Raw genomic sequence first — 20,364 nt, 5'->3', positions numbered from 1 at the left:
GGATAAAGGGTCAACACCCCGTTTGTAGACGGTATCAGCGAACGGTGCGGATAGCGTTAATCAATCCGTTGACGCCTTTTTCAAGTTTCAGGCGAGGGCATCCGGCATTCAGACGCACAAATCCCCGGCCTTCTGCGCCATAGGTATCGCCGGGCATAATGGCGACTTTCTCCTGATGAATGAGCGTGTGCTGTAATTTTTGATCGTCAATGCCGAGTGAACGGAGATCAATCCAGGCCAGATAGGTCGATGGCGGCGCTTGCCAGTTCAACGTCGGAAAGGCGCCATTCAGCGCCTGCTCAATATAGTGCATATTAGCCGCCAGCGAGGCGCGTAACGCATCCAGCCACGGCGCGCCGTGCTGATACGCGGCAATATGCGCCGTGAGCGAGAGCACCGCTGGCGAAGAGAGGCCGTCGCGCCCTTTTAAGGCGGCCAGGTAGCGTTCACGGCTTTCACTATTTTCAATGATTCCATAAGCGCCGGTTAATGCCGGAATGTTGAAGCTTTTCGAGCCGGAGGAGAGCAGCGCCCAGTCTCCGCGCGCGACATTGCTCCAGGGAATATGCGGCTGGTTTCCCCATACCATATCCATGTGAATTTCATCGGAAATCACCCGTACGCCATGGCGCTCGCATAGCGTTGACATCGTTTCCAGCTCGTCACGCGTCCACACTTTACCGGTGGGATTTTGCGGGCTGCACAGCAGCAGGATTTTGCTTTCCGGACGCACCAGCGCCGCCTCCAGTTTGGCCATATCGCAATACCAGGCGTTGCCTTCTTTCTCCAGCGGGACGGGAGTGACGATGCGATGGTTGCCTTCAATCGCTTTATAAAAAGCATCGTAAGCGGGGGTATGAACTACCACGCCATCGCCTTCGTTGGACCACTGGCGGATAAGCTCGGACGCCATATAGATAACGGAGGGGCCGTATACGAGGGAGTGGGCATCTATCGTGGTCTGATGGCGTGTCGCAAACCAGTGGGTAATCGCCCCTAAAAACGCCTCATTTTTTCAGCGGCTATAGCCCAGCACACCGTGGGAAAGGCGCTGGTTTAGCGCCTCCAGGATACACGGCGCGGTGGCAAAATCCATATCCGAAATCGTAAAGGGGAGCAGATCGGCTTCGCCAAAACGATCGGCGACATAATCCCACTGCGTACACCATGTCCCGCGACGGTCAACTTCCTGTGAAAAATCGAACATATCTCTTCCTTATGCCTGAACGGTATTCATCAGACCAACCATTTCATCTTTTACCGACTGAACCTGCGGGCCGATAACCACCTGCAAATTATGCTGATTGAGCTGTACGACGCCTATCGCACGATTGTCCTTCAATGCCTGGACATCGACAAGCGACATATCTTTCACGGACAGACGTAGGCGGGTGATGCAGTTGTCCAGACTCACGATGTTTTCCGTGCCGCCTAATGCCGCCAGGATAGCAGGCACGTTGTAGCCGGATTTTCCTGGCGCGCCAGCGATCGCTTTTTCAATGCTGGTGGCGATCTCCGCTTCGCGCCCCGGTGTTTTGAGGTTAAAGCGTGTAATGGCGAAGCGGAAAATGAGGTAGTAAACCGCAAACCAAATCGCCGCCACTACCGGAACCAGATACCATTTTGTTGACAGACCATGCAGGATGCCAAACACCACAAAGTCAATAATATTGCCATCCGTATTGCCGATAGTGACGCCGAGAATAGCCATGATGGTGAAGCCCAGCCCGGTCAGCAGAGCATGAATAACGTACAGCACTGGCGCTACGAACAGGAACAGGAATTCCAGCGGCTCCGTTGTACCGCCGACAACGCAGGCGATTAAACCGGAAATCAATAATCCTTTAATTTTAGGGCGGTTTTCTGGACGGGCACAGTGGTACATTGCCAGCGCGGCGCCCGGCAACCCACCGAGAAACGCCGGCATTTTGCCTTGCGATAAGAAACGAGTGGCGCTTTCAGAGAAGCCGTGCGTCGTTGGGCAACTGAGTTGGGCCTGGAAAATAGTCAATGCGCCGCTCACGGTATGCCCGCATACCTCTTGCGTACCCCCCGCCTCGGTGAAGCGAATCAGCGCTACCAGAATATGGTGCAGACCAAAAGGCAACAGCAGGCGCTCGCCGGTGCCGAAAATCATCGGTCCAAAGTCGCCGGCGCTATTGATGATATGACCCAGTCCACTAATTCCCATCGCAAAAACCGGCCAGACGAGCGGGATAACCAGGCCGACAAGCCCCATCACAACGGCGGAAACGATAGGTACAAAACGCGTACCGCCGAAAAAAGCCAGCGCATCCGGCAAACGAATGGTATGAAACCGTTCATGCAGCATCCAGACAATAATACCAGCGATAACGGCGCCGAGGATGCCGGTATCGATAGAGGGGATGCCCAGAATATTTTGTACGTTATTGGCTTTCAGCACCGCCGCATCGGTGGTCGGCAGAATGCCTTTTGCCGTGAGCCAGAAGTTGACTGCAAGGTTCATGACCGCATAACCGACAAACCCGGCAAACGCGGCGACGCCTTTGTTTTCCCGCGCCAGACCGAGCGGAATCGCGATACAAAACATCACCGGCAGGAAGCTAAAGGCAAAAGAACCTACTTTACTCATCCAGGTGAAGATAGCCTGTAGCAAGGGATTACCCAGCACGGGGAGCAGGGTGATAACGTCGTGGCTACTGAGCGAGCTGCCGATACCGAGCATAATGCCGCAGAACGAGAGCAAGGCGACGGGCAACATAAACGTTTTGCCCAGTTGCTGGAAAAATTCCCATAGCGTTATTTTTGGCGTGGTTTTCGTCGTCATCTAACGACTCCTTGTTAATAAAGGCCGGTGTCAGGTTATGATGGCGAAAAGATAAAACGTTTTATCAAATTTTAGTGCGGCATTAATCACATTACTGACCGATAATAACGCGTATAAAGATAACGGATAGGTAAAACGTTTTATCTGTCAGATTCTGGAGCGATTTGTTGACATGGCTATCGCCAAAAAAATCACTATCCACGATGTTGCGCTGGCGGCTGGTGTGTCGGTGAGCACCGTTTCCTTAGTGCTGAGCGGCAAGGGGCGAATATCGGCCGCGACCGGCGAGCGCGTGAACGCGGCAATTGAACAACTGGGTTTTGTGCGTAACCGCCAGGCGTCCGCGCTGCGTGGCGGGCAAAGCGGCGTTATCGGTTTGATCGTGCGTGATTTATCGGCACCCTTTTATGCCGAATTGACCGCCGGGTTAACGGAAGCGCTGGAAGCGCAAGGCCGTATGGTTTTTCTCCTGCACGGGGGGAAAGATGGCGAACAGCTAAATCAGCGTTTTACCATGTTGCTCAATCAGGGTGTGGATGGCATGGTGATCGCCGGTGCGGCGGGCAGTAGCGAAGCGCTGAGAGCGCAGGCCGACGCACAAGGAATTCCGGTCGTGTTTGCGTCACGCGCCAGCTATCTTGATGATGCCGATACCGTTCGGCCTGACAACATGCAGGCGGCGCAGCTCCTGACGGAGTACCTTATTCGTCAGGGCCATCAGCGCATCGCCTGGCTGGGTGGACAAAGCGCATCTTTAACCCGCGCGGAGCGCGTGGGCGGCTATTGCGCGACGTTGTTAAAATACGGTCTACCGTTTCACAGCGAGTGGGTCGTGGAATGCGCTTCCAGTCAGAAGCAGGCAGCAGAAAGCATTACCGCGCTGTTGCGATACAATCCGACCATTAGCGCTGTCGTTTGTTACAACGAAACCATTGCGATGGGGGCGTGGTTTGGCCTGCTGAGAGCCGGACGACAGAGTGGCGAGAGCGGTGTCGATCGTTATTTCGAGCAGCAGGTGTCGCTGGCGGCGTTTGCTGATGTGGCGGAGAACGCCCTCGACGACCTGCCGATTATCTGGGCCAGTACGCCGGCGCGAGAAATAGGCTATACCCTGGCCGAACGAATATTGCAGCGTATTGCTCACGACGAGCACCATGTGCGGAGTCAAACGATAGCCGCTCGCCTGGTAACGCAAAAGTAGAGGCTGCGCGTCGTTCGGCGCAGACCGGGTGCAGCGTCGCGACACCCGGCAAGGCGATTATTGTTGAGGCAGCGCCGGAACGTCCGGTACGGAAAGCGCTGGCATTCCAAACAGGCCGACAAAGTCTTCCAACGGCATTTTTTGTCCGTTGAGCGTGATCTGGCCATTGGCGTACTGCAAACTGGAGGCGATAGTATTATCCTTCAGCGTTGTCAGTCGGAACATCTGACCCATTGCGGACAGCCCCTGCACCTGTTGTTTTGCCAGTTTTTCCGCATCATCCTGCTGATAGCCTTCCAGCTTTGCTATCTGCGTCATAAACTCGACCGCCATGTCCATCGGAATTGCCAGTTTCGCATCCAACGATTTCACGGAGCGGTCGACTTCCTGCGCCAGCGTTTGCGGTTGTGCCGTTGTGGTTGCCGGATCTTTGAGGAACAGCGACAGATTCAGCGTGGTTTCCCCTTTGGCGTTTTTCCAGCTAAGCGGCGCCAGAGTCAGTACCGGATCGCCTTTTAACAGCACGGGGAGAGCGCTAAAGAACGCTTCAGTGACTTTTTGCTGATAAAGCTCAGGATTCTGCGCCACGTCCGGCTGATTCAACAGCGCCTGCGTTTGCGCATGATATTGCTGACTAAACTGGTGCCAGGCTTCGCCGTCGATTTGACCGACTTTCAGCGTTAATTTACCGCTGCCTAAATCCTGATTCTGCACTTTCAGGCTGTTAAGCGAGTAATCCAACTGGCTGTTAATGGTTTTTCCGTCGTTGACGAGATCGGACTTGCCGGCAATTTCCATCCCTTCCAGCACCGCCATCTCTTTACCCTCAATGGCGATGGACAGTTTATCCAGCGTTAACTTTTGGTCGCCTACACGCTCGCCAAAGCTTGCCAGCTTACTGGTACCGTCTGTTTTCAAATTATTAAAGGTGAGTTGGACCTTCTGATTATATTCGTTAACGGCATCGACCAGGCCGCTCTGCGCTTCGCCCGACAGCGAAACCACATTACCGTCTTTATCGGCGTTAAGCTGGAACTCGCCGCCGCTAAAGGCGACCTTTTCACCGGCATTCTCGTAGTTTAACGGCTTGAGAGAGATATCGGAGCGGGTATCGCCGCCATAACCAATGCGGGTATTGATAACAAAGGGCGTGTCGCCTTTCGCGATATCAAAGAGGGGTTTTGCCGCATCGTTATTCACCAGGGTGGTTTTTACCGACGCCATAGAAGGGATCAGATTGAGCGTTTTGAGCTGGGCGAGCGGGAAGGGACCATGTGAAACGGACTCGTCCAGCACAATGCTTTGCCCGGGTTTCAACCAGGTAGTGTCTGCGCCGGCAACCGGTTTGACAACCAGTTGCAGATGGCTACTGAACACGCCACGCTGGTAGTTTTGATAACTTAATTCGACACCGGCCTCCGGCGCAGTACGCTTGAGCTGTTCATTGGCCTGAGTCACCATTTCTGAAAGATGGTTCTCCAGCTTTTTCCCCGTATACCAGGCGCCGCCTGTCCAGACGATGCCAAGTGCAATCACTACACCTGCAGCTACCAGTGTTTTTTTCATATCAATTGTCCATAAAAATGAAACCAGGCGGATTAAACCGCCTGGAGGAGTTTTACGTCTGTTATAAGCTTAGCAAGAGTTGTTAAAAAATTCAGTACGTTGCTACAGCTTGTTATAAACACGCGCTAAACGGCCTGTGCCGCTGGCGTTAACCGGAGACTCATCCGCGCCGATAAAGGCAGATTCACCCGGCTTCAGTACCAGACGCTGTTCATCTTTACGTAACACCGCCTCACCCTCAACGCAGAACAGAATCGCGGCGCTGTGTTGGCCGATGCTCGTCTCCTGAAGCGCCAGGTCGTGCAGTGAAAAAGCAAAATCGTCAACCGGAATTGGGAAGTCCAGCTCCGCGCCGCTTTTTACCGGGGCAGTCAGCAACTCGCCGGCAGGCTTAGGTTCGAACTTCACGTTCGCGACCAGCTCAGGGATGTCGATATATTTTGGCGTAAGGCCAGCGCGCAGAACGTTATCGGAGTTCGCCATGACTTCCAGCGCAACGCCCTGCAGATAAGCGTGAGGCGTTTCGGCAAACAGGAACATCGCTTCGCCGGGATTCAGTTTGACCACATTCAGCAACAAAGGAGAGAAAAGCCCGCTGTCGTCAGGATAATACTCTGAAATCACGCGGATCGTTTGCCACGGTTCGCCTTGCTGGCTGTTAAGCGCCGCTTTGAGTACGGCTAACGCGCGGGATTTTTCTTCGCCTTGCATATTCAACAGGCTGGCGAAAAGCTGGCTCAGACGTTCAGCGTTCGGCACCTGCAAAAAGTGGGCGATAGCGGAATGCGCGCCGGCGATAGGTTGCAGTAAAGAGACAATGTCAGAAAATTCGCGGAACGCGTTCATCGCCAGGAAAGGCGTCAGGGCAAAAACCAGCTCTGGTTTATGGTTAGGATCTTTATAGTTCCGCTCTGCGGCATCCATGGGGATACCCGCCGCATTTTCTTTCGCGAAACCGATTTCGGAGTTGCGTTTATTCGGGTGCACCTGAATAGAGAGCGGTTGTGCGGCGCACAGTACTTTAAACAGAAACGGCAGTTCGCCGAAACGGTTGGCTACCGCTTCGCCCAGCATGGCGGTTTTATTCTTTTCGATGGCGTCACGCAGGGAGACGGTTTCGCCGTTGGCGGTGGTGATTCGCGAGCTGCTTTTGGGATGCGCGCCCATCCAGAGTTCAGCCATTGGCTGCTGCTGCGGATTGGCGATGCCATAAAGTTCCGTTAACGCAGTTTTACTTCCCCAGGCATAGTTTTGCACTGAGTTAATGAGTTTTTGCATTATCAAGCCCTGTTTCAATGTGGAGATTAATGGGAGGTATTAAACCAAGAAACCCGCATGAAGTAACCTCCGGGCGTAAAAAGTCGTACTTGTCTCAGTTTTTGTTAAAAAATTGTGTAGGATAGTGTTACTCGCTTTGAGTCGGGCAATGGAACACCTGCCCAGAGAATAACCATACCGAGCGGTAAGTGAGAGCACAATGTCAAACAAACCCTTCTTTTATCAAGACCCTTTTCCCCTCAAAAAGGACGATACCGAGTACTACTTGTTGACCAGCGAACATGTTTCCGTCGCCGAATTTGAAGGACAAGAGATCCTGAAAGTCGCGCCGGAAGCGCTAACGCTGTTGGCGCGTCAGGCCTTCCACGATGCGTCTTTTATGCTACGTCCCGCGCATCAGCAGCAGGTGGCGGATATTCTGCGCGATCCGCAGGCCAGTGAAAACGACAAATATGTCGCGCTGCAATTCCTGCGAAACTCCGATATCGCGGCCAAGGGCGTGTTGCCCACCTGCCAGGATACCGGTACGGCCATTATTGTCGGCAAAAAAGGCCAACGCGTCTGGACTGGCGGAGGTGATGAAGCGGCGCTGGCTCGCGGCGTATATAACACCTATATCGAAGATAACCTGCGCTATTCGCAAAACGCGGCGCTGGATATGTACAAAGAGGTCAATACCGGTACTAACCTGCCGGCGCAGATCGATCTCTACAACGTCGATGGCGATGAATATAAATTCCTCTGTATCGCTAAAGGCGGCGGATCGGCGAATAAAACCTACCTCTATCAGGAGACAAAAGCGCTTCTGACGCCGGGTAAGCTCAAAAATTATCTCGTTGATAAGATGCGTACGCTGGGCACCGCCGCCTGTCCGCCGTATCACATTGCGTTTGTCATTGGCGGCACCTCGGCGGAAGCGAACCTGAAGACCGTTAAGCTGGCCTCGGCAAAATACTATGATGCGCTACCGACCGAAGGCAATGAACACGGGCAGGCCTTCCGCGATATTGAGCTGGAAAAAGAATTGTTGCTTGAGGCGCAAAATCTTGGCTTGGGCGCGCAGTTCGGCGGCAAATATTTCGCTCACGATATTCGTGTCATCCGATTGCCGCGCCACGGGGCATCGTGTCCGGTAGGTATGGGCGTGTCCTGCTCCGCGGATCGAAATATTAAAGCGAAGATCAACCGGGAAGGGATCTGGATCGAGAAGCTGGAGCGCAATCCCGGTAAATATATTCCCGAGGCGCTGCGCCAGGCGGGAGAGGGCGAGGCGGTGCGCGTTGATCTTAACCGTCCCATGAGCGAGATACTGCAACAACTGTCGCAGTATCCGGTATCAACGCGCCTGTCGCTGAACGGCACGATTATTGTGGGCCGCGATATCGCGCACGCTAAACTGAAAGAACGGATGGACAGAGGCGAAGGTTTGCCGCAGTACATCAAAGATCATCCTATCTATTATGCGGGGCCGGCAAAAACGCCGGAAGGGTACGCCTCCGGGTCGCTTGGGCCGACTACCGCAGGACGGATGGACTCTTATGTTGATCAGCTCCAGTCGCAGGGCGGCAGTATGATCATGCTGGCGAAAGGCAACCGCAGCCAGCAGGTGACCGATGCCTGTAAGAAACATGGCGGCTTCTACCTGGGCAGTATCGGCGGCCCGGCAGCCGTTCTGGCGCAGGGCAGTATCAAGCGCCTGGAGTGCGTGGAATATCCTGAACTGGGTATGGAGGCTATCTGGAAAATTGAAGTGGAAGATTTTCCGGCCTTTATTCTGGTGGATGATAAAGGCAACGATTTCTTCCAGCAGATTCAGTCATCGCAGTGCGCGCGCTGCGTTAAGTAATGTCGCCGCCCTGCGGGGCGGTAACATGATTCGCTATTTTGCCGGAGAACGGCGCAAGCGCCTTATCCGGTCTACACCGTTGTGTTGTTATCGTTAATACTCATAAGACCGCAAACATGTGAGCAATGTCGACACATGATCTCATCAACTTGAGTAAGGAGCAGGTAATGGTAACGGTACGCCGCGAGAAAGATTCAATGGGCGCGATTGAAGTCCCGGCAGATAAACTGTGGGGGGCACAGACTCAACGTTCGCTGGAGCATTTTCGGATTTCCACGGAGAAAATGCCCGTCTCGCTCATTCACGCTCTGGCGTTGACCAAGCGCGCCGCTGCGAAGGTCAACCAGGACTTAGGGTTGTTGGCGGCGGAAAAAGCCAGCGCGATTATCCAGGCGGCTGATGAAGTGCTGGCGGGAAAACATGCTGATGAGTTTCCGCTGGCGATTTGGCAGACCGGGTCCGGTACGCAAAGCAACATGAATATGAATGAGGTGTTAGCGAACCGCGCCAGTGAAATTTTAGGCGGCGTTCGCGGTATGGAACGCAAGGTGCATCCCAATGATGACGTCAATAAGAGTCAAAGCTCAAACGATGTGTTCCCAACCGCCATGCACGTGGCGGCGTTACTGGCGTTGCGCGAACACCTTATCCCGCAATTATCCGCATTAACGGATACGCTTCGCGATAAATCCCACGCTTTCGCCGATATTGTCAAAATTGGCCGTACTCACCTGCAGGACGCGACGCCGCTCACCTTAGGCCAGGAGATTTCCGGTTGGGTAGCCATGCTGGAACATAACCTCAGACACATTGAGCACAGTTTACCGCACGTCGCGGAACTGGCGCTCGGCGGAACCGCAGTAGGGACAGGGCTTAATACCCACCCGGAATATGCCCGGCGCGTGGCCGAGGAACTGGCGACGATTACCGCAGCGCCGTTTATTACCGCCCCGAATAAATTCGAAGCGCTGGCGACCTGTGACGCGTTGGTACAGGCGCATGGCGTATTAAAAGGACTGGCGGCCTCGCTGATGAAAATCGCCAACGATGTTCGCTGGCTGGCGTCCGGCCCGCGCTGCGGCATTGGCGAGATTGCTATCCCGGAGAATGAGCCAGGCAGTTCCATTATGCCTGGTAAAGTGAATCCGACCCAGTGTGAAGCGGTAACGATGCTATGTTGCCAGGTGATGGGTAACGATGTGGCCATCAATATGGGGGGCGCATCGGGCAACTTTGAGCTCAACGTCTATCGTCCGATGGTTATCCATAATTTTCTGCAAACGGTGCGCCTGCTGGCCGATGGCATGGCGAGCTTCAATCAACACTGTGCGTCAGGAATCGAGCCAAACCGCGAGCGTATTACGCAGTTGCTGAATGAGTCGCTGATGCTGGTCACTGCGCTGAATACGCACATCGGTTACGATAAAGCGGCGGAGATTGCGAAGAAGGCGCATAAAGAAGGGCTGACGCTCAAAGCCTCAGCCGTGGCATTAGGATACCTTAGCGACGAGGAGTTCGACGCCTGGGTACGTCCGGAATTGATGGTTGGCAGTATGACGCCGGGACGTTAATCCGCCACATACAGGTGCAGTCGCGGAATAATCAGTCGCAGCGGTTGCGCCTGTGGTTTAAAACGGTGCTGAATATTATCGGCGTCATAGTTTTCCAGCCCGCCAATATCTGGCACGCCAGCGCCGTTGTCCGTGTTAATTAATGCGATAATCGGCGTGGGGCAGGCGTGTTGCACCTGTTTCTGCTGGCCTTTATACCAGATGCGAGCGATCGGCTGTACTTTAACCGGACGCTTAATCTTGAGTCGGGCCTGCTGCGGTAAGGCAGCGATATCCTGATATTCCCGTTCCAGCTTGAATTGCCATTGTTCGCGCGTCCACGGCGGGACGCTGCGCGGCGACGCGAGGCTTTTTTTCAACTGGCTCAGAACCTCATCCCGGCTTAAATTTTTAATAATATGTTTATTTGCCCAGCCGAAACGTATGGTGGCGGGGTTATTGATAAGCGTCAGCGTGCGGTAAGCGTTCAGCGTAATTAAGCCGGGTAGATGCCGATGCACCCACTCAAAACGTGCCGCTGAGGGAAGACCGGACTCTACCGTAACCATCTGCTCGAAGGTGGTTTTCAACTGGTTAATGCGCTGTATCTGATTTTCCAGATCTAACTGTGTCGCATTATCCACTTGATAGCATAAGACGCCAGGCAGGCGGACGGCGGCTTTACTGCTGCGGTTTTCGGACTGCTGTTGAATAAACAAATGGCGATAGTGACGTAGCGCCAGCGCTTCGGCCTCTTTCCCCAGATGTTGCGTTACCTCGATAGTATCCAGCGGCGCATGTTCCGCCTCTTTGGTCACCTGCGGCAGTGAAAAGACACGGGCGATAAGTAGCGAATGCTGCTGTAGATTATCCGTCAGCACCGCCAGGTGTTGTTCTATCTGGCGAAAAGTGCCATTCAGGCGTTCAACGAGATCGTAGCGGGACATGGTATCACTCACTTTAGTTACAACATACTATCTGTATAGCACAGTTCCCGCCGCTCAACCAGCGTGCAAAATACGTCAGGCAGCGGTCATGTCGGGCATCGCGTGCCAGACCGGCCAGTGAAAGCTAAATTTTGCGCCGCCCAGTTCGCTCTCGTCACAGACGACGCTACCGCCCATCGCCAGGGCGATAGAGTGTACGATGGCGAGTCCAAGCCCGCAGCCGCCTGTCGCCCGGTCTCTACTGGGGTCGAGTCTGACAAAAGGTTCAAATACGTGCTCTCGCGCATCCGCTTCAATGCCGGGGCCATCATCTTCGACTATCAACGTTGCCTGACTGCCGTCGAGTAACAGACTGACCTGAACGGTGGTACGACTGTAGCGCAACGCATTATTCAGCAGGTTATCCAGCACTCGCGACATTAACCGCATATCAAGCGCGCCATAATCGCCAATTACAGATGTGAGAAGGTTTACGGCACGTTCCGGGTTCACGCTCTGCACATCCTGCAAATGCGCTAGCAACCAGGCGGGGAGGTCGGGTTCGGTCAACATCAGTTCATTTTGTGGTCGGTCAAGGCGCGCATAGGTGAGCAGTTCTTCAATCAGCGCTTCCAGTTGACCAATATCGCGATTGAGCGCCTGTGATTCCGGCGGTGTCAGATTTTCACTCATTTCAAGCCGATAGCGTAAACGTACCAGCGGCGTGCGAAGCTCGTGGGCGATACCGTCAATCAGCTGTTTTTTACTGGCGATCAGAGCATTAATGTTATCCGCCATCTGGTTGAACGCGACACCCAGACGTTCGAAACTGGAGCCATTATCGAAGTGCAGGCGTTCAGTCAAGTGACCCTCGCCAAAGCGCTGCGCGGCGGATTCGAGCCTGAGCATTTCTTGCCAGTGCGGGCGCATCCAGATAAACACAGGAAAGGCGAGAGAAAAGGCAATGAGCGCCATTAAAGCGATATCCAGCAGTCGCATTTGATGCAGGAAATAGAGATAGGGAACCGGGCCAACCGCCAGGACGTAATGGCTGCGCGGGATACGCTGAATAAAGGTGTATTGATCGTCAAGCGCGACGATATCGCCTTCACGCAGTCGCTGCGTGGTGGTGGCATCAAGCTTATAGTGATTTAACGGTTCAACGCGTAAATCGAAAGAGAGGTTCAGGTCCATCTCTTTTAACGTTTTCCCCCATTCACGCGGCGGAATTTCCCGCAGTTCGCTGCGCATCAGATAGAGCGAACTTTTCATCAGATCGTCGAGCGATTGCCTGCCCGCGCGTTCGGCAGTGAATTTGTACACCAGTCCGACCAATAAGGTCATGACCAGAAAACAGACGAACAGCAAAAGGTAAAACTGCACAAACAGCTTTTTCATCAACGCCCACCGGATATCAATACATTAACTCTATCGCGGCGCTGGCGGAAAAGATTTCCCGTCAGCGCCGCTGGTGGGTTATAAAAGCAGGCTTTGCGTCAACTGACAACCTCATTGTCCGGCGTTAAGGTCCGGACTTTCGTGAACAATGCGTCCATCGACAAGCGTCAAAACAGCGCGAATGGTATCAATTCTGTCTTCCGGCATCGTCATAAATGGCTGATTGAGTACCGCCAGATCGGCCTGTTTTCCGACGCTAAGCTGGCCCCGGTGTTGTTCGGCAAAGGCGAGCCAGGCGGCATGACGTGTATATAACGCTAGCGCTTCCAGACGCGTGAGCCGCTCGCTGGCGGGTTTACGCACGGAACCGCCTGACGCTATACCGGTGATATGATATTCGATAGCGTGCCAGACACCGGCAATGCCAATACGCGTCGAATCGGTGCCGCCAGCTACGACAAGCCCTTTATCCAGCGCCAGTCGAACCGGCGGCGAATTGTCCGTCGCGCCGGGTGGATTGGCGTCACGGATGGCAAGCCCCTCAAAGTAAGGCCCCATTTGCACAGTGTATGCCAGACCCAGCTTACGCATTCGCTCAAGCGTCTGTGGCGAACCGGTATTCAGGTGCGCAATAGACCAGCGGAGAGGGCGCAGATCGTACTGCTGCGCTACCTGCTCAAAAATCGTCAATATCGCGTCGGCGCTGTCATCGGTATAGGCGTGGATCTCAAGCGGTATTCCCCGTTTTGCCGCAAACGTCGCGACCTGGCGAAGCGCGGTTTTGTCCTGCTCTGAGGAAGAAAATCCTGGGGCCATCCGCACGCCGTCATTCATTCCGGCCACCAGGCTTTCCCCCAGGCCAAGAAAAGCCAGTTGCCCGTCATCGGCACGCGCCGGGCGAAAGGCCATCAGGTTGCTGAACCACTGCGCTTCATGACCTTTCGCTTCTGGCTGTACCGGAATGCGATACCCCACGCGCAGCGGTAAATCCCCCTGGTTTCGCATTGCAAATAAAGGCTCATAAGCGGCGGCAGGCCCGGCAGAGGGGTCAATGATGCCGGTCACGCCGCGAGCGTTCATATCAGCGAAAAATTGCCGCAGACCACCCTCACGATCGGCGTTACTACTTATGCTGGCAAAAAGCTGATTGAACGCGGCGATGTCAGCAAATAATTTCCCCGTGGCGCTACCTTTTGCGTCGCGCTCTACGCGGATTCCCGCTAAATCAGGAGGAGGGGTGTCGTTAAGGCCAAGTACGTCTATACCGCGCTGATTCACTAACGCATAGTCGTACAGATACTGAATATAAGCCGGATGATCGGGAAGGGCGTGGCTCAATTCGGCTACCGTCGGCGCCCGGTTTTCTGCAAATTGCGCCGGTATCCACGATCCCACTACGGCTACCCATTGATCGTGGGGACGACGGTTAGCGTCGGCGCGTAATTTATCCAGCGCGTCTTTAAGCGAAGGGCTGTCGTACCAGTAGGTTTCGAATGTCCAGGTTTGTCCGCCGCGAATGGCGTGGATATGGGTATCGGTCAGGCCGGGTATCACGGTTTTACCCTGTAAATCGATGGTACGGGTATGGTCGCCGCGCCATTCATTTGTCGCCGTATCATCGCCAATCGCCACAATCCGCGAGCCGGAAATCGCCAGCGCGCTGGCCTGCGGCTGGGCATCATTCAGAGTGATGATATTACCGTTATGCAAAATAATATCCGCTGCCGGGCGGGCGGCGGTGGCTGCGCCTGTGGCCATGAGCAGAAAGAGAAGCGCGGTTCTGGAAAGCAGAGGCGGGATGATCATTAGCATGTTCCTTTTGTCGGGCGATAAGCAAACCATAGAGAGCGAACAAGAATTGTTCAATCTGTGCCCAGGGAACAGTGCGTTCTGTTTTTAGAACGGTGGTGATAGAAAAAGAAAAGCCCGCCGAAACGGCGGGCTTGGGAAGAATTAATGAATAATTAGAACTGGTAAACCATACCCAGCGCGACGATATCATCAGTGCTGATACCGGCATCTTTATAGAACTGGTCGTCATCATCCAGCAGGTTGATTTTATAATCAACATAGGTGGAGAAGTTTTTGTTGAAATAGTAGGTAGCACCTACATCAGCATATTTAACCAGGTCTTTATCATCGCCATTAACGTTGTTATAGGTCAGATCTTTACCTTTAGACATCAGGAAAGAAACCGCCGGGCGCAGACCGAAATCAAATTGATATTGGGCTGTAACTTCGAAGTTTTGCGTTTTGTTTGCTACGCCGCCAGCATAACCCGTGTCCGTTTTACCATAAGGCGTCATATTACGGGTTTCAGAATACATAGTCGCTAAATAGATGTTGTTGGCATCATATTTCAAACCAGCTGTCCATGCATCCGCTTTGTCGCCGCCAGCAATCGTGCCGCCAGCATTGACTTGCTCATTAGTACGATCGGAAGTGGTATACGCAGCGCCTGCGCTGAAGCCCATGCCAATATCATAGGTAGTAGAAATACCGAAGCCATCACCGTTATCGTAACGAATATCGTCGCCATTATTACGGTTATTGGTACCGATATTTACATCGTCAGCGCTTTGGCTTTCATTTTTACCCTGATATTGCAACGCGAAGTTCAGACCGTCTACCAGACCGAAGAAATCAGTGTTACGGTAGGTGGCCACGCCGTTAGCACGACCGGTCATGTAGTTGTCAGCGTAAGTATAGGAGTCGCCGCCGAACTCAGGCAGCATATCGGTCCAGCCTTCCACGTCGTACAGGACGCCGTAGTTACGACCATAGTCGAATGAGCCGTAGTCGCCGAATTTCAGGCCGGCGAATGCCAGACGAGTCCAGGAATTAGCGCCTTCGCCTTCGGTAGTGTTAGCCTGAACGTTATATTCCCACTGGCCGTAACCGGTCAGTTGGTCGTTAATCTGTGTTTCGCCTTTAAAGCCGAAACGCATATAGGTCTGATCGCCATCTTTAGAAGAGTCATCAGAGAAATAGTGCAGGCCGTCTACTTTCCCGTAAAGGTCCAGTTTGTTGCCGTCTTTGTTATAAATTTCAGCGGCGTGTGCTGCGCCAGCAGCCAGCAGAGCCGGGATGACAAGTGCCAATACTTTTCTTTTCATTTTTTATCCTTAAAAACTTAACTTATTTGCAAAAGATTGAACTTCTACAGATTCGTTGAATCAAAGGCATCCTAATCTGAATAATATTATTTCAGCAAATGCTAACTTTTCTTATATGTTATTAATTAATACAAAAGTTACTATCGGAAACGCACATATTTATGGTGAATATATTTGTTATTATATATTCATGATTATGATTTGTTTGGTTTCACAATTTGCGAAAAAAGACGGCAATATAGCGCCGGGCAGACATTCTGTTATCAATTTTGTGAACTGGCTTCGAGTTTTTTTAATTTAATTTTCTTGGACGAAAAAGACGTAATGAAGAACCGCAACGCAGAGAAAACGGTAATAAAGGGGCTGTTCTGACTAATAAAAATAGCATCCATGTATACAATGTCTGTTTTTTGAACAGTGGCGGTGATGAGCATCGCCACTATGACTTGATAAAGGCAGGTAAAATCTGTCGGCTAACTTATCCCGTCGTTTCGTCCCAGGCATGAGGGGCAAAAAGATAGCCTTTATTGCGAATGGTCTTTATACGATAGGGCTCAGCAGCGCTATCCAGCAGTTTCTTACGCAGGCGGGAAATCGCCACATCCACGCTGCGATCCAGACCATCATAATTGACGCCGCGCAGCGTTTTTAGCAACGCGTCGCGATCCATAATTTTTCCGGCGTGTGTCGCCAGTTCCCAGAGCAATTCAAAATCGGCGGTGGAGAGCGATATGAAATCGCCGTTGAGCTGGACCGCCCGGTTTAGGGGATCGATGGTTAACGCGCCAAAACGCAGCGCTTTATGCGGCGTAAGCGCGCTCTCCTGAAGGCTTTTTGCCTGTTGCGTTTGTTCGCTTTGCCGCAGGTGTAAGCGCAGACGCGCCAGCAAAACGGCCGGAGGCGTGGTTTTGAGGATGTAGTCGCAGGCACCCATCTCCAGCGCCAGAATATGATTCATATCACTGTCCAGCGAGGTGAGCAGGACAATCGGGCCTTGCCAGCGGTGGCGTAAATCGCGGCATATCGTCATGCCATCTTTACCTGGAAGCATAATATCCAGTAAAACCAGATCGGGCTGAGTGGTGAGGATAAGATCCTCCGCCCGGTCACCACGCGGCTCAACAATGACATCAATATCATGTTTCGCCAGATAAGCGGCAATGAGAGAACCCACTTCAGCGTCGTCTTCAACAAATACAATGCGGTTCATATTATAAATGGAGAATAGAAAACGCCAACATACACCGCCTCTGTTTTCCCTTCCATAAATCTTTTCTAAACGAGAGCGGTTCCGTTATGCTACACGCTGTTGTTATTAGCATGTTAAGGCAAGGTAATGGGACTCGTGATTAAAGCTGCCCTGGGGGCGCTGGTCGTCGTATTGATTGGTCTTCTGTCAAAAACGAAAAATTATTATATCGCCGGATTAATTCCTCTGTTTCCAACGTTTGCGCTTATCGCGCACTATATCGTGGCCAGCGAGCGGGGCATCGACGCGATGCGTACCACCATCGTCTTTAGCATGTGGTCGATCATTCCTTATTTCATTTATCTTGCAACGCTATGGTATTTCAGCGGCGTGATGCGCCTGCCCGTCGCGCTTGGCGGTGCGGTGGTCTGCTGGGGGCTAAGCGCGTGGCTGCTGATTTTTTGCTGGATTAAATGGCATTAATATTGGCAAAGACCGTGGTTTCCCCATCGTAATACAGACGGATATTACGATGGGGAGGTTGTTAACCCACCAGCATCCACGTAGCCGGAACCGCTGCGACCAGCAATAAACCAATCAGCACGACTTCCTGACGATTTAATACATTGTCATGCTTGTGCGTCCGACGCGCATACAGGAAAACCAGTAATCCAGGCGCGTACAGTACGACGGACAGCAGCAGGTGCATGGGACCCGACGCATATAATAACCATAAGCCATAAATACAGGCTCCGATACCGACCGCCCGATGGAGGGGACGCGTTGCAATCTTCAGCAGAAATGCGCCGACCAGAAAGTAGGGCACCAGAATCATTTCTGACGCAATCGTCAATAGCGTGTTGTAGTCTGAACCGGTAAGCCAGATCAGTACCAGACAGATTTGCACACAGATATTGGTGAGCCATAACGACGCAGAAGGCGCGCCTTGCGCATTTTGTCGCGCGAAGATGCCCGGGAAGGATTTATAGGCTGCCGCCAGAAACGGCACCTCCGCCGCCATGATAGTCCAGCTTAGATAAGCCCCGCAGACAGACACAATCAGTCCCGCCGCAATAATAATTTCTCCCCACGGCCCCATCATTTTTACCATCAGTCCGGCCATCGACGGGTTGCGCATCTCCGCCAGTTCCGGACGCGCAAGAACGCCAAGAGAAAGCAGAGTGACCAGGAGATATATTCCCAGCGCTGCGAGTACCGCCAGTAGCGTGGCGCGGCCTACATCGCGTTTATTTTTCGCTCGGGCCGAGACGACGACGGCGCCTTCAACGCCAATAAACACCCACAGCGTAATAAGCATGGTGTTCTTGACCTGTTCCCATACGGGAATACCGAGTTCAACACCGGTGAAGTCCAGTGTGAAGGTATCCAGTTTGAACATCATGATAGCCAGCACAATAAACGCGCCGAGCGGCAACAGTTTCGCCAGAGTCGCAACCAGATTGATGCTGGCTGCCGTTTGTACGCCGCGCAGGATGAGGAAATGGACAATCCAGAGCAGGACTGAAGCGCCGACAATAGCCTGCCAGGTATTACCGTCGCCAAACAGACGCAGGGCAGGCGTATCGGTAAAGAAACTCAGCGCTGAAAAGACGATAACCAAATAGGATACGTTGGCGATGACCGCGCACAGCCAATAGCCCCAGGCAGAACAAAAGCCAATCAGTTCGCCGAAGCCTTCGCGGGCGTAAGTAAAGATACCGCCGTCAAGCTCGGAGCGAATGCGCGTGAGGATTAACATGGCGAATGCCAGTAAGAGTATCCCCACGCCGGTAATGGCCCAGCCAATTAACAACGCAGCCGGACTGGCAACGGCGGCCATATTCTGGGGCAGACTGAAAACACCTGCGCCAAGCATTGAGCTTAAAACCAGCGCGGTCAGCGCGCTCAGTCCCAGTTTTTTTTCCATTGGTATCCAGCTATAAAAATGAAATTGGAAGAATAATTATTATGGCAAAACGCATAAAAATGGTGAAAGCCACTAAGGCGCGGGATTTTACGGAGAGAAGGGACCGCATGCAACGGCCTGGATAAGATTTATCGCCAAAAAATCGAAAAGTGAGATTCATCGCGATATTTGACGGAACTGGCATCCCGCGAGAAAGTGCCTGATGGTGGCTTATCAGGCCTGCCGTTGAACGATCGTGTAGGCCTGATAAGCTAGGTATGCCGCCATCCGGCGAGAAAGCCTGATGGCGACGCGCGCCTTATTTGTAGAGGTCGGCGCTGATGGTGATGTTATTGCCGCGCTCCTGCCACTGACGCGTAATATGATAATACTTAGCGCCTTTCTTCGCCGCGCGTTTGGCGACCTGGTAGGAGATTTCTGTCATATTGCCGTAGTTGCCGGTGAACTTAACGCTGTCGAAAGGCACCATCATCGCAGCCGTCGCTTTATTCAGCTCCTCAACTTTAGTGCCATCCGGAAGTGTGACAGTGTAACGCCCACCTTTGGTGGATTGCGTTTCGAAGAAACGGCCTACTTCGGCGCTCGGCGAGGCTGACGTAGCGACGCCTGGAATTTCGACTTTCTTCGCAGCTTCGCCGCCCTGAGCCAACGCGGCGCGGCCAGCTTCAGAGTCTGCCGGAATAGCGTCCGGGCTCTGGACGATGCGTTTTTTCGCATCTTGTTTATAGATAAATGCAGTGATGCGCTGGTTTCCGCCCTGATTCGCATCCACCTGACGAACAATATAGAAAGCGTATGCGTCTTTCTGTTTCGCCGCTTTCGTAATGGCATCGTTAACTTCCGGCTGGCTACGGTAGAAGCCCTGAACGGTGACGGTGTCATACGGTTCTAATTGTACGGCCTGGTCTTTCGGTAATTCCACGATGCCATTAATGACACGATTTTTGGGCGCGTCGGCTTTCGGCGCGTCGGCTTTATACACGTCCGCCACAACACGCCAGTTACCACTGTTGCCGAACTCCGAGGTGTCGACAACATAGAAGGAGGCTGCGCCTTCTTTATCTGCGCGGCGGGACACGGCGGAGACCGCATCGCCAATAGCATTAAAACGACCGGTAATAACGATGCGGTCATAAGGTTTTAGTGCAGCCGCTTGCTCCGGCGTCAGTTCTGTTGCTGCATGGACAGAAAAAGCAGCCGCAGAAAGCAGTGCCGACGCCAGGAGAGTGTTCTTAAGCTTCATAAAAATAATCCTTCGCCTTGCGCAAACCAGGTACTGGTATTGTTATTGACTAGAAACGTGGCTGATTATTGCATTTAAACCATATGGATGTCTGCGGGATTTTTCACGCATCGTGTCATGTATCCTATCTTTGATGATAACATTTACCGATATGTCGAAAAAAACGGCGTCCGGGCGGCTAAGCTAATGAAGCGCATGAATTTAATAAGTTAATTTAATGTTAATTTCTTGATATCGACAGAGGTTTAATGATGTTTTACTGTCAAATTTGAGCGAATTATCAGCCCTCGCAGGCCATTTTCAAGGCATTATGGC

14 protein-coding genes and 1 pseudogene are annotated in these 20,364 nt (G+C 52.8%); 4 read left to right on the top strand and 11 right to left on the bottom strand.

All coding sequences use genetic code 11. From position 1 onward, the window contains the following. Nucleotides 1-34 precede the first annotated feature (34 nt). Nucleotides 35-1,207: pseudogene (locus tag NA389_RS09650) on the bottom strand (MalY/PatB family protein). 9 nt (nucleotides 1,208-1,216) lie between these two features. Further along, nucleotides 1,217-2,809: a maltose/glucose-specific PTS transporter subunit IIBC gene (gene malX / locus NA389_RS09645; RefSeq protein WP_000208903.1), complete on the bottom strand. Its 1,593-nt coding sequence runs from the start codon at nucleotides 2,807-2,809 to the stop codon at nucleotides 1,217-1,219. Between the two features lie 172 nt (nucleotides 2,810-2,981). Here malX and NA389_RS09640 point away from each other — a divergent pair, with 172 nt between their 5' ends. Continuing rightward, nucleotides 2,982-4,010, top strand: coding sequence for a Mal regulon transcriptional regulator MalI (locus NA389_RS09640; protein WP_000951918.1), 1,029 nt, complete (start codon nucleotides 2,982-2,984; stop codon nucleotides 4,008-4,010). Between the two features lie 57 nt (nucleotides 4,011-4,067). Here the strand turns inward: NA389_RS09640 and NA389_RS09635 are convergent, their stop codons facing one another. Next, the gene (locus tag NA389_RS09635) at nucleotides 4,068-5,576 is read right to left on the bottom strand and encodes a YdgA family protein (protein WP_000753341.1); all 1,509 of its coding nucleotides are present in this window, start codon (nucleotides 5,574-5,576) and stop codon (nucleotides 4,068-4,070) included. Between the two features lie 102 nt (nucleotides 5,577-5,678). Further along, nucleotides 5,679-6,854: a mannose-6-phosphate isomerase gene (gene manA, locus NA389_RS09630; protein WP_001170620.1), complete on the bottom strand. Its 1,176-nt coding sequence runs from the start codon at nucleotides 6,852-6,854 to the stop codon at nucleotides 5,679-5,681. A 199-nt stretch (nucleotides 6,855-7,053) separates the two neighbouring features. On the opposite strand from manA, the gene fumB reads away from it, so the two are divergent. Both fumB and fumC read left to right on the top strand, forming a co-directional pair. Beyond that, a complete protein-coding gene (gene fumB / locus NA389_RS09625) occupies nucleotides 7,054-8,700 on the top strand; it encodes a class I fumarate hydratase (protein ID WP_000066595.1) in 1,647 nt (548 codons plus the stop codon). A gap of 167 nt (nucleotides 8,701-8,867) precedes the next feature. After that, entirely contained in the window at nucleotides 8,868-10,271 is a 1,404-nt protein-coding gene (gene fumC, locus NA389_RS09620) for a class II fumarate hydratase (protein WP_061377756.1), read from the top strand. On the opposite strand, the gene tus is transcribed toward fumC, so the two are convergent. The 5 genes from tus to rstA all read right to left on the bottom strand — a co-directional run bounded on the left by tus (nucleotide 10,268) and on the right by rstA (nucleotide 16,900). Beyond that, nucleotides 10,268-11,197, bottom strand: coding sequence for a DNA replication terminus site-binding protein (tus, locus tag NA389_RS09615; protein WP_000092502.1), 930 nt, complete (start codon nucleotides 11,195-11,197; stop codon nucleotides 10,268-10,270). The genes fumC and tus overlap by 4 nt on opposite strands. 75 nt (nucleotides 11,198-11,272) lie before the next feature. Further along, nucleotides 11,273-12,574 carry a two-component system sensor histidine kinase RstB gene (gene rstB, locus NA389_RS09610; protein WP_001527854.1) on the bottom strand — a complete coding sequence of 434 codons (1,302 nt, stop codon included), beginning with the start codon at nucleotides 12,572-12,574 and terminating at the stop codon, nucleotides 11,273-11,275. Nucleotides 12,575-12,685: 111 nt separating this feature from the next. Next, nucleotides 12,686-14,386, bottom strand: coding sequence for an amidohydrolase (locus NA389_RS09605; protein WP_000928632.1), 1,701 nt, complete (start codon nucleotides 14,384-14,386; stop codon nucleotides 12,686-12,688). Nucleotides 14,387-14,538: 152 nt separating this feature from the next. Further along, nucleotides 14,539-15,690: a porin OmpS2 gene (ompS2, locus tag NA389_RS09600; RefSeq protein WP_000824303.1), complete on the bottom strand. Its 1,152-nt coding sequence runs from the start codon at nucleotides 15,688-15,690 to the stop codon at nucleotides 14,539-14,541. A 478-nt stretch (nucleotides 15,691-16,168) separates the two neighbouring features. Continuing rightward, complete coding sequence (gene rstA / locus NA389_RS09595) at nucleotides 16,169-16,900, bottom strand: two-component system response regulator RstA (protein ID WP_001080047.1); 732 nt, start codon at nucleotides 16,898-16,900, stop codon at nucleotides 16,169-16,171. A 126-nt stretch (nucleotides 16,901-17,026) separates the two neighbouring features. On the opposite strand from rstA, the gene NA389_RS09590 reads away from it, so the two are divergent. Next, nucleotides 17,027-17,362, top strand: coding sequence for a GlpM family protein (locus tag NA389_RS09590; protein WP_000524877.1), 336 nt, complete (start codon nucleotides 17,027-17,029; stop codon nucleotides 17,360-17,362). Nucleotides 17,363-17,423: 61 nt separating this feature from the next. Here NA389_RS09590 and NA389_RS09585 read toward each other — a convergent pair whose 3' ends face one another. Continuing rightward, on the bottom strand, nucleotides 17,424-18,806 hold the full coding sequence (locus NA389_RS09585; RefSeq protein ID WP_000412353.1) for an amino acid permease: 1,383 nt from the start codon (nucleotides 18,804-18,806) through the stop codon (nucleotides 17,424-17,426). A gap of 298 nt (nucleotides 18,807-19,104) precedes the next feature. After that, complete coding sequence (ydgH, locus tag NA389_RS09580; protein ID WP_000769292.1) at nucleotides 19,105-20,049, bottom strand: DUF1471 family protein YdgH; 945 nt, start codon at nucleotides 20,047-20,049, stop codon at nucleotides 19,105-19,107. Nucleotides 20,050-20,364 lie beyond the last annotated feature (315 nt).

This window comes from Salmonella sp. NW645 (assembly GCF_051703725.1).
GTDB lineage: Bacteria > Pseudomonadota > Gammaproteobacteria > Enterobacterales > Enterobacteriaceae > Salmonella > Salmonella enterica.
The sequence above is the reverse complement of the archived record's forward strand: the minus strand, read 5'-3'. Positions and strand labels throughout refer to the sequence as shown.